This window comes from Pseudomonadota bacterium, assembly GCA_039028935.1.
Classification (GTDB): Bacteria; Pseudomonadota; Gammaproteobacteria; order Steroidobacterales; family SZUA-146; genus SZUA-146.
The window spans coordinates 1-10,245 of the sequence record JBCCHD010000066.1 but is presented as its reverse complement, the minus strand read 5'-3'; the positions used below and the strand labels follow the sequence as shown (position 1 = coordinate 10,245).

Sequence of the window (10,245 nt, the reverse complement as noted above, 5' to 3'; positions counted from 1 at the left end):
TTAGGACCCCGTCAATGTGTGGGACGATGTGTCCGAAAGTGGGAAACAGTGGGGAACGCCGCAGCGGGAGGTTGACGACGACGCTTAACTACGTTAATCTTCGTACGTAAGAAATCGTTTAGTAGCAGATTCTGAATGACTCACTGCCCGGGGCAGTCAGAATCAAGGAGTCTGTTATGCCCGTCATCACCGTTAGGCCCACTTTTCCGTCCTTACCTATCCGTCGACAAGGCTTTTTGCCTGCTGGCTTTATTGTTGCTGTCCTCATGACGCTTTGTCTGATCTGGGCAATGTATCGCTTGATTTCAGTCGGGCACGACATGGTCGAACCGCCTCCGCCGACCACCGTTCTCGAATTTGTACGGCTAAACCGAGAGGAGCGAGCGCCGGAGCGTCGGCGACAAAAACCCAATCGGCCACCGGTGGTGGACCAACCTCTGCCGAACATGGCGCAGAGTTGGTCGACACCGGACGACGGTGCCGCCATCAACTGGCAGTCCCACATGCAGTCGGGACACGCCGTAATCGACCTACCTGGCCCTGCCGGCATAACACACCGAGCCGCGATGCCCCTAACCGAGATATCGCCAATCTATCCGGAAAAAGCGTTGGCAAGAGGTATTGAGGGAACATGTGAAGTGATCTACACCATCACCAAAACAGGATCCGTATCGAATTTGCGTGTGAATGAGGATCAATGTGCTTCGTCCTTATTCCACCGCGCTGCATTGCGCGCAGCCAGTAAGTTCAAGTATGCGCCGCGCATTGTGGACGGCGAGACGGTCGTCACGACCAATGTCGCCAAGCGCTTTCGGTTTTCCATCCGCGAGTGACGATGGAAAACGCCGGTGCAGCTGCGGTTACCCCAGGTCGCCTGCACCGGCGTAACTCTCTACTCTCCCAACCCATGCGCCTCGATAAGACGCGTATTTAAGGCAAGCCGCTCAATGGCTTGCCTTTTTCTCTTGCTGTTGCGCTGAATCGGTCAGATTGGCCGGAATTTTCCGCAAAAAGACAGGGAAAATTTATTGTCGATGATAGAATAGCGCGGCCTAACGCCGGCATCGTCCGACCCTTGGCACCCTATCTGGCTTATGTGAAGACACACCGTTGAACAGTACGCTTATCCAACAAAAATTTGGCTCGTATGGAGTTGAAGTTCTGGCCCAACATCCGAGTCAGCGCATTACCAGCCTGTATAGCCTCGACAATCAGCAACGCGTAACGCGGTCCCTGGCGGTCGCGCGCTTTCACCTGAATTATCCGGAAAGTGTCATGCGCGTTCATCAGACCATTATCGATGGCGCGTCCATCGGCCAATCGTTCGTGGACGCCGGCTTTGGTGTGGTCAAACACACGGCGACACTCATGGAGCTACCGATCCATGGCGAGCTCTTTGCGCTGTACGACATGATGAACCTCACAACACCGTCGCCACTGGCTTATCATGCGTACGAACTTAAAGTGAAAAGCGAAGACACATGGGTGTCCTATGCCGATGTCATTGAAGTGCACAGCCCTTCCCATTTGGGGATAGCCGATTTTAACGCCGAATCAACGGTCGATACCGTCCAACCCGACGCATTAATTCACGAGTTTCTAACGATTGTGCAAGAACAGGTAGCACCTATTCGCATTGCGGGTAATTCGTAAATCCCGGCTTAGCTTGCTTTGAATCATGAACGCATACGAATTTAAAAAACTCGAAAAACGACTGCGTCGAAAGACCGGTGAGGCGATCGTTGATTACAACATGATCGAAGAGGGCGATCGTGTGATGGTGTGCCTATCCGGCGGCAAGGATTCGTACACACTGCTCGACATGCTTTTGCACCTTCGGCGCGTGGCGCCGGTGTCTTTTACGATCGTCGCTATGAATCTGGATCAAAAGCAGCCGGGCTTTCCACCCGATGTATTACCTGACTATCTCAACACGTTGGGTGTTGAGCATCATATCGAAACCCAAGACACCTACTCGATCGTAACGGATAAGATCCCCGAAGGTCGTACGATGTGTTCGCTTTGCTCACGGCTGCGCCGCGGAATTCTATACCGGGTTGCCGAAGAGCTCGGCGCCACAAAAATTGCGCTTGGCCATCATATGGACGATATGGTCGAAACACTGTTTCTCAATATGTTCCATGGCTCTCGACTCAAGTCGATGCCGCCCAAACTGATCAGCGATAACAAAAATAATATCGTCATTCGGCCTTTGGCTTATTGCCGAGAGCGCGATATCGCACGTTTTGCACTGAGACGGGCGTATCCCATCATTCCATGTAATTTATGCGGTTCGCAGGACAATCTCGAGCGCGTAAAAATCAAGCTAATGCTGCGAGAATGGGAAAAGGAATCGCCTAATCGTGTTGTAAGTATTTTCAAATCAATGACGCGTGTGTCGCGCAGCCATCTGTTCGACCGAACCTTGTACGACTTCGAGGGACTCACCGTTGGGCAAGACGACTTACCGGATGAGTTGGACATCGCGTTTGATCGTGAGTCGGTTAAACAGCTTGGCTGAACGCGATTATCGCTTTGCTACGCCTGACGATGTGCCGGCGCTTGTTAGTCTAATTGAACGGTCGGCCCTGGCACTTCAGCGTAATGACTACACGGTTGAGCAAATTCGTGGCGCACTGGGTACCGTCTTTGGTGTCGATACACAACTAATTAACGATCGCACGTATTTCAGCGTGTATGAGGATGCGCGGTTAATCGCCTGTGGTGGCTGGAGCAAACGCCAAACGCTGTTCGGCGCAGACGCGGCTAAGTCAGAGGCTGATCCCCTCCTAAATCCCGACACCGACCCAGCTCGGATTAGAGCGTTCTTTGTGCACCCGGATTTTGCGCGACAGGGCATCGGTAACCAGCTTATTGCGTTATGTGAAGACGCGGCGCGAGCGGAGGGTTTTACCCGAATGGCTTTGGTGGCCACGCTGTCAGGTGAGCGGCTCTATGCCGCCAAGGGCTACGTGCCCGAACGCCGCTATGTATTGTCATTGGACAATGGCGAAACCATGCCCGTGGTTAGCATGGGCCGAACGCTTGCCTAGCACCCATATCGATTCTCTGCCGCGGTTCGCCGCGCAACCCAGCCCCTAACGAGCGGTCTGATGTTAGAATGCGGCGATATTTGTTACCGCTTTCAAGGGAGTCCCAATGATCAACCGACTGATTTATCGCGCATTTTGGGTTTGCGCAGCCCTCGTGCTGGCCGCTTCTGCACAGGCCGACTGCATTGCCACGAGCCTCGAAAAATACGCTAACGGCGATCATCGGGCGGAAGGTCACGCCGATCGCAACAGCGAACGCCGACCGGTCGAAACCCTCAAGTTCTTCGGCATTACACCCACGATGACGGTGGTTGAGATTTCTCCGGGTGGTAACGGTTGGTACACCGAAATTCTCGCGCCTTTCTTACGGGACAGCGGCACGCTCTATTTGGGTAGCTTTGAAGCCAATCCGGAGAGTGAATATGTGACACGCAATATGAAAAAGCTCGGCGACAAATTGGCGGCCCGACCGGAGGTGTATGACCAGGCCAAGGTGCGGGTGTTTAACCCCAACGGCACAATGGATGCCGCACCGGCAGGATCAGCCGATCTTGTGCTGACATTTCGAAACACGCACGGCTGGGCGCGACGTGGTCAAGCCGAAGCCGCGTTCAAAAATATGTTCACGTATCTCAAACCTGGCGGCGTGCTGGGACTGGTTCAACATCGCGGAAATGAAGGCGAAGACTATACCGGTGAAACCGGTTATCTGACCCAAAGCAGCGTGATTGCGATGGCCGAGAAAGCCGGGTTTGTGTTGCTCGATCAAAGTGACATTAATGCCAATCCGCGTGACACAAAGAATCATCCTTCTGGGGTGTGGTCGTTGCCGCCCGTTCTGCGTTTAGATGACGAGAATAAACACTTGGAAAGCACCATGCGCGAAATCGGCGAAAGTGATCGCATGACGCTTAAATTCATGCGCCCTGTGAAAGTGAACGAGGGCTAAACCAACGCGTGAGCGCCGTCCGGCGTGGGCCGGACGGCGCATCGTACTCAGGAGTGCCTATGCCGCCTGTTACACCGCGCACGAAAACCACCGTGTGGTTGTTCGGTAAACAGATCACCGCTCTGGCTTGTGTACTGTTGGTTGTACATTCATGCGGTGGCGGAAGCCCGGCACCCGGACCCGCGCCACCGGTAAGCCCACCACCGCCCGTCTCCAGTCAAACCGACAGCGAGAAGTTGCGTGACGCACTTCAGGGCCTGCCACTGAATGCATTTTACGACGCATCATTTGACGCACTGGCCAAACGCTCGCCCGAATCGTATGTCAGCTTTGGCCTGCCGGGTGAGCTCGACGACGTCTCGCTAAACAATCTTGACGAACGCTACCTCAATGAAACCTTTGAGATGATCGACGTGGTGCGTGAGCTACTCGATACGTTCGATCGCGAAGCGCTCTTGGATGACGAAAAAATCCACTACGATGTGTATCGATGGTATCTCGATGACGAAGCCGCCAGGCGGCCATTTCGTTATCACCGTTATTTTGCGACCTATTTTTTCTTTGGATTCCACAATTCGACGCAGCGCTTTTTAACCGAGGTTCATCCGCTTGGCACCGAGCAAGACGCGCTGGACTACATTGAGCGCCTGGGCCTGGTCGGCGTCAAATTTGATCAGGCGATGCAGCTTATGGATGAACAGGCCAGGCGTGGAATCGTTGAGCCCATTCCTTCGTTGACCATCTCGCGTTCGCAGGTGAGCCAGTTGCGTAGCCTCGCGCCCGCTTCTCACCCTTACTACACCGGCTTTTTTCGCGTGCTTAATGCGGTGCCTTCATTGAACGCCCAGCGACGTAGCGAGCTGCAAACGCGGGCACGTGACGCGGTGGCTGAGGTGGTGATCCCGGCTTATCAACGCCTGTTCGACAAAATTCATGAGCACATCAATATGGCGCCGGAGTCGATTGGTGTGGGTCAGTTTCCCGATGGTGAGGCGTATTATCAGTGGGCGCTCAAGCACCATACGACGACCGATCTCACTGCGCAACAGGTGCATGATTTGGGTGTGAGTGAGCTTCAACGTATTCGACATGAGATGCGTCTGTTGTTCGATGAGCTAGCCTATCCGCAGGACGAAACCCTTGCTGAGCTGTTTGAACGTGTGGCGAACGATGGAGGCATTGTACCGGCGGACCAAGTGCAGGCGCGATACGAATCACTCATCGAATTTGCGCGCTCGCGATTAAATGAGGCCTTCGATGTGTTTCCCCAGTTCGATGTGGTGGTGGAAGCCGATCCGTTTGGCGGCGGTTACTATATCCGTCCGTCGCTCGATGGTTCGCGCCCCGGTGCGTTTTATGCCGGTACGAGCGAACGCCCGTATTACGATATGCCAACGCTGACGTTTCATGAGGCGCTGCCGGGACATCATACGCAGATCGCTTTAGCGCTTGAGCAGGACAGTCCACTCTTTCGCAAGGTGCTGACCTTCACCGGCTTTGTCGAGGGCTGGGCGCTCTATGCCGAGCGTTTGGCCTATGAGCTTGGCTGGTATGCCGACGATCGATACGGTGATCTCGGTCGTCTGCAATTTGAGGCGCTCCGTGCCGCCCGGTTGGTGATGGACACGGGCATTCATGACCTTGGCTGGTCGCTCGATGAGGCGCGACAATTTAATGAGGACAATGTTGGGTGGTCGACGTCCGCATCGCAAGGCGCTGCCTTGCGCTACAGCGTCTACACGGGACAAGCCACCGCGTACTACGTGGGGATGCTGCAAATTCTCGACGAACGCCAACGCGCGATGGACGAGCTTGGGCCGCTGTTCGATTTGACCGCGTTTCACCGCGCGGTGCTGATGGGTGGCGCCGTACCCCTCACCGTTTTGCCGTCAGTGGTTGACCGCTATATACAAGAAACACTCGCTGCCCAGTAGAGGGGCATACTGCGCGTTTGCCATCTGTTCGTGCGGTGGCCGTATTAAGTAAAGAGTGAGTCATCCGTTGGCTGAGTTCTGCTAAGGTGTTAAACACAAGCGCGATTAACAGCGCACAAAAACAACAACAATTTGAGGTACAGGCATGGGATACGCGTTTTCCTTAGCCATTATCATTTGCGGCATCGCGCTGACGGGGCTGCGCGCCGCAATCGATATGACCAGCACCGCTCAGTTCTACTTCGACCTGCGCGTATTGCTGTTGCTGGTGGCCGCGGGACTGTTATTGCGCCAGCAGTGGGCGCGACTGACCGCCATGGCGCTGTCGGCATTTGCCTGTCTGAGTATCTTTTATGTGGGTGTGCGCGGCACGCTCAACGCCAATCAACTTCATGTGCAGGCACTGTGGTTTGAGTCGACCAACGCCTCAGTGGTGGTACTGTGGCTCATTTGTGGGTCGATGATTGCGTATTTTTTTTGGTCGTATTTTCTGCTGGCCAGCAAGCGCACTCAGCTGTATTTCAGTCGGTAAGCGGGCCGTTTCCCTCTCGCCTCTCGATGACCAATTTATTGTTCAACAGGGCTTGAACCGCAGCGCATAATCGTCGACGATCCGCCTTTTAGTCGGGCCGCTCTTGGTCTGTCGGAAGACGCTGATGCACATCACCAACACCCCTATTCCTGACGGGATTAAACACCGCGATGCGTTTGTGCTGTCACTGATGCAGGCTCTGCATTTGTTTGGCACACCGTCCCATCGCCTGGAGCAGGCCATGGCGGGCATTGCGCGTGACCTGGATATGAAGCTGCAGATCCTCGCAACGCCCACGTCCGTGACGGCGGCCATCGGACAACTCGAGAATCAGCGCACCTATTTACTGCGTGTGGAACCCAGTGAAGCCAATCTGGAAAAGCTTGGCGATCTGCAGTCGGTTATGCAGCAAGTGAGCCGCGGTGAGCTGGACTACCAATCGGCGCGCAACGCCATCGACACCATCGTGGCGCGCCCGGCGCGCTACGGTCCGCTGCTGCTCGTTGCGGCCTTCGTGATTGTTGCCGCCTGCGTGGCGCAACTGTTTAATGGCCACGGGCTGGATTCCTTGGTCGCCGCACTATTGGGTGGTTGTATCGGTACGTTCGCGGTCGTGTCGGCCAAACGCCCGCGATTGGCGATGTTGCTCCCTACGCTTTCTGCCGCGTTCGCGGCCGCCTCTGCGCGTCTTATCGCTGAGTTTCTGCCGCAAACGCATCCGATCATCGTCAGCTTGGCGTCACTCATTGTGTTGATTCCTGGGCTCGGGCTCACGATGGGTGTAAACGAATTGGCCCACCGGCATCTGGTAAGTGGTACGGCGCGCATGATGGGATCGTTGGTGGTGTTGCTGCAGCTGGCGCTCGGTGCAGCGGCGGGCTGGGGTGGTGTGGCGCTGCTGTTCACACCCTTTGTATCCACACCCGCGGCGCCCCCGTCATGGTGGAGCGCCAGCATTGCCATTGTGTTGTGTGCGGCGGCGTTTACGGTGCTGTTCCAAGCGCGAAAACGGGACTACTTGGCGGTGTTGCTCGGTGGGGCGATCGCGTTCTGGGCCTCGCGCCTGGGCACGACGCTGTTCAGCCCTGAGTTTGGTGCCGCGCTCGGTGCGTGGTCGATCGGTTGTCTGTCCAATATCCTCGCTCGCTTGCGCGATCGCCCAGCGCTAACCACCCTGCTGCCGGGCATTATTCTATTGGTGCCCGGTTCGCTCGGTTTTCGTTCGATTCAGGCCATGCTCCAAAACGAAGTGGTGTTGGGCGTGGAGGCGGCCGCCACAACGTTTATGGTGGCCATTGCGTTGGTGATTGGTCTGTTTTTGTCGAATTTGACGATCGCGCCCCGAAAGATTCTCTGAGGGGTTTCGAATAGTCGTAAAGGCTATTAAAAATAGAGGCTTACAAAAGATTACACCCGGTTATACATAATCCTTCAAAACTGTGGATTACCGCACCTTTTTCGTCTGTCGTTCTTTGGTATGATGTGCCCTCGTAGAATAAGGGCCAACAAAAACATGAAGTTACGTACACTCATACTGGCTGCAGGACGCGGCACTCGCATGCGCTCCTCCTTGCCCAAAGTGCTGCAGCCGCTCGCGGGACGGCCGTTGCTTGAGCACGTTATTAATGTGGCCGACGAGCTGGATGCGGTGGGTGTGCACGTGGTGTACGGCTATGGTGGTGACCAGGTCAAATCGGCCATGGCGCACCGCGAAGTCGAGTGGCACGAACAGGCTGAACAATTGGGCACCGGTCATGCAGTGGACCAAGCCATGCCCGCCGTGAACGACGACGACATCGTACTCGTGCTCTACGGCGATGTGCCGCTCATTCAGTCCAACACACTGCAAACGCTGGTCGACTTAGCCGGCAACGACACGTTGGCGTTGCTCACTGTGCGTATGGATAACCCGCACGGCTACGGCCGCATTGTGCGCAACGACGTCGGTGACGTGCAGCGCATCGTTGAACAAAAAGACACTAACGATGATGAGAAAGCCATCACGGAAGTGAATACTGGCGTGCTCGCGTGTCGCGGTGGTTTACTGCGCGGCTGGATTAATGCGCTGGATAACGACAACAGTCAAAAAGAGTACTACCTCACCGATGTGGTCGCCCTAGCGGTCAAAGACGCGGTTTCGGTGAAAGCGTTTATTACGCCCAATGTCGAAGAGTCATTCGGCATTAACGATAAGAAACACCTGGCCGAAGCCGAAGCGATGTACCGTCGACGCGTGGCGGATCGGTTGCTTGAACAGGGTGTGACGCTGGTTGATCCGAACCGAATTGATGTGCGCGGTGAGCTCACCTGCGGACAGGATGTCTTCATCGATGCCAATGTGACCTTCATTGGCAAAGTAAAACTGGCCGACGGCGTGCAGATCGGACCCAACTGTGTGATTACCGATACTCAAATCGAAGACGGCACCGTCATTCACCCCAATTGTGTGATTGAGAAAGCGCACTTTGGACCGCACTGCCAAATCGGCCCGTTTGTGCGCGTGCGCCCCGAGACGTTCCTGGGGAGCCAAGTAAAGCTTGGCAACTTTGTGGAGGTGAAAAAGAGCGCGATTGCCAAAGGCAGCAAGGTCAATCACCTCAGCTACGTGGGTGACACGACTATGGGCGAGATGTGCAACCTAGGCGCGGGCACCATTACCTGTAACTACGACGGCGCCAACAAACACAAAACCCGCATACATGACGGCGTGTTTGTGGGATCGGGCACACAGCTGGTCGCGCCGGTTGAAGTCGGCGAAGGTGCATTTATCGGCGCCGGCAGCGTCATTTCCAAAGACGCGCCGGCCGGCAAACTGACGCTGGCTCGCGGGCGACAGGTGACGCTCGAAAAATGGAGTAAGCCGGTTAAGGACAAGACGTAGTTGCGCGTATAGAGCGCACCAAGAGGCGCTTCCGGAGAACGCTTTTAATTGATATTTATCAACAACCTGAATGATTTAGGGGGTCGGTCGATTGGAGGCTGACCCCGACTTGATGCGCTGCTAGAATAGCGCGCCGGCCAGGCCCCGACGCGAGGGAGAAGGCCGGGTTTTATCGCTGTCTAGCCAATAGGATATGTCGATTTGAGACCTGCACCTCGGTTAAATCGGCCTAATGCAGCGACACTTGGCGGCTGCGGTGTAATGCCAAGGGCGCTGGCTTGATCAACGCGCGTCGAACGAACGGAACGACGTTACCCGCTCGCTGAACGCGCTCGTCGGGGTTCGTCGGCGACAAACGGTTTACCCAATCATTGGAGAGTCTGGGAATGTGTGGAATTGTTGGAGCGGTAGCGGAACGAAACATTGTTCCGATTTTGGTCGAGGGACTGCGACGCCTGGAATACCGCGGCTATGACTCAGCGGGTCTGGCGGTGCTGGACGCTGACAATAACATTCAACTGCGCCGAGCTGTCGGCAAGGTCGCCGATCTTGACGCTAAGATTGATGCCGCGCCGCTGACTGGCAAGATCGGCGTGGCGCACACGCGCTGGGCAACGCATGGTGGTGTGACCGAAGCCAATGCGCACCCGCATCTGTCGGGCGATCGAGTGGCGGTGATTCACAATGGGGTGATCGAGAACTTTCAGCCCATCAAAGACGAGATGCTCGCCAAAGGTTACGAATTTAATTCCGAAACCGACACCGAAGTGGCGGCACACCTTATTCATGACTTACTCAAACAAGGCATGGACCTGGTTGAAGCGGTCGGCACGGCGGTTAAACGCTTTGAAGGCGCTTACGCACTGCTGGTAGTTGACAATCAGGACCCCGATCGC

Annotated in this window: 10 protein-coding genes; all 10 read left to right on the top strand. The window is 55.5% G+C overall.

Going from position 1 to position 10,245, the window contains the following annotated elements; all coding sequences use genetic code 11:
- Positions 1-176: 176 nt before the first annotated feature.
- Complete coding sequence (locus AAF465_16975) at positions 177-833, top strand: energy transducer TonB (protein ID MEM7084421.1); 657 nt, start codon at positions 177-179, stop codon at positions 831-833.
- A 277-nt stretch (positions 834-1,110) separates the two neighbouring features.
- The gene (locus AAF465_16970) at positions 1,111-1,653 is read left to right on the top strand and encodes a hypothetical protein (GenBank protein MEM7084420.1); all 543 of its coding nucleotides are present in this window, start codon (positions 1,111-1,113) and stop codon (positions 1,651-1,653) included.
- 25 nt (positions 1,654-1,678) lie between these two features.
- Positions 1,679-2,521, top strand: a complete 843-nt coding sequence (ttcA, locus tag AAF465_16965; protein ID MEM7084419.1) for a tRNA 2-thiocytidine(32) synthetase TtcA — start codon at positions 1,679-1,681, stop codon at positions 2,519-2,521.
- Positions 2,496-3,053 carry a GNAT family N-acetyltransferase gene (locus AAF465_16960; protein ID MEM7084418.1) on the top strand — a complete coding sequence of 186 codons (558 nt, stop codon included), beginning with the start codon at positions 2,496-2,498 and terminating at the stop codon, positions 3,051-3,053. The genes ttcA and AAF465_16960 overlap by 26 nt, the downstream gene beginning before the upstream one ends.
- Positions 3,054-3,159: 106 nt before the next feature.
- On the top strand, positions 3,160-4,002 hold the full coding sequence (locus AAF465_16955) for a methyltransferase (protein MEM7084417.1): 843 nt from the start codon (positions 3,160-3,162) through the stop codon (positions 4,000-4,002).
- Positions 4,003-4,061: 59 nt separating this feature from the next.
- The gene (locus tag AAF465_16950) at positions 4,062-5,936 is read left to right on the top strand and encodes a DUF885 domain-containing protein (protein ID MEM7084416.1); all 1,875 of its coding nucleotides are present in this window, start codon (positions 4,062-4,064) and stop codon (positions 5,934-5,936) included.
- 145 nt (positions 5,937-6,081) lie between these two features.
- Positions 6,082-6,468, top strand: a complete 387-nt coding sequence (locus AAF465_16945; GenBank protein MEM7084415.1) for a hypothetical protein — start codon at positions 6,082-6,084, stop codon at positions 6,466-6,468.
- 124 nt (positions 6,469-6,592) lie between these two features.
- Positions 6,593-7,825: a threonine/serine exporter family protein gene (locus AAF465_16940; GenBank protein ID MEM7084414.1), complete on the top strand. Its 1,233-nt coding sequence runs from the start codon at positions 6,593-6,595 to the stop codon at positions 7,823-7,825.
- Between the two features lie 156 nt (positions 7,826-7,981).
- Positions 7,982-9,349 carry a bifunctional UDP-N-acetylglucosamine diphosphorylase/glucosamine-1-phosphate N-acetyltransferase GlmU gene (glmU, locus tag AAF465_16935; protein ID MEM7084413.1) on the top strand — a complete coding sequence of 456 codons (1,368 nt, stop codon included), beginning with the start codon at positions 7,982-7,984 and terminating at the stop codon, positions 9,347-9,349.
- Between the two features lie 386 nt (positions 9,350-9,735).
- Positions 9,736-10,245: class II glutamine amidotransferase (locus AAF465_16930; GenBank protein ID MEM7084412.1), on the top strand; the 510-nt coding region annotated here is incomplete at its 3' end.